This window comes from Vibrio sp. Y176 (assembly GCF_033438945.1).
The window spans coordinates 1-565 of the sequence record NZ_JAWOQS010000930.1 but is presented as its reverse complement, the minus strand read 5'-3'; the positions used below and the strand labels follow the sequence as shown (position 1 = coordinate 565).

At 50.6% G+C, this 565-nt stretch carries 1 protein-coding gene; it reads left to right on the top strand.

Annotation, left to right across the window (positions count from 1 at the left end; all coding sequences use genetic code 11):
- The coding region (locus tag R7O13_RS29465; protein ID WP_318305540.1) for an HlyD family secretion protein at positions 1-565 on the top strand (565 nt) is incomplete at both ends.

Genomic DNA, 565 nt, shown 5'->3' with positions numbered 1-565 from the left:
ACTAGTGCGTAAAAAACTCATCAGTCAATCCGAAAAAGATTCCGCTCTTGCGGCAAGGGACTCGGCGAGAGCCGAATTAGACTCAGCAAAAGAAGAGTTCAGTAAGCTCACCGCAGGTTCTCGCCTCGAAGACATCGAACAAGCTAAAGCCGCTTTAATGGCGGCAAAAGCCGAAGTAGCGTTGCAAGAGCAAAAACTGGCAGAACTCACCATCACGGCCACGCGTGACGGTACGCTCGATAATTTGCCTTACAATCTTGGCGAACGCGTACCAGTGAACGGTGTGGTTGCCGTGATTCAAGCCAACCGCGTGCCGTATGCGCGAGTGTATGTTCCTGCCGATTATCGAATCGGGTTTATTCCTGGGAAAACCGTGACGGTGAATGTCGATGGTCTTGAGAGTCCATTACAAGGCACCGTTCGTTGGGTGGCTAGTGAGCCTTCATTCACGCCCTACTTCGCACTAACCGAAGAAGAACGTTCACGATTGATGTACCTAGCAGAAGTTGATTTACCTGAGTCTGCAAAAACGTTGCCGTCGGGTGTACCTGCCCAAGTAGATTTG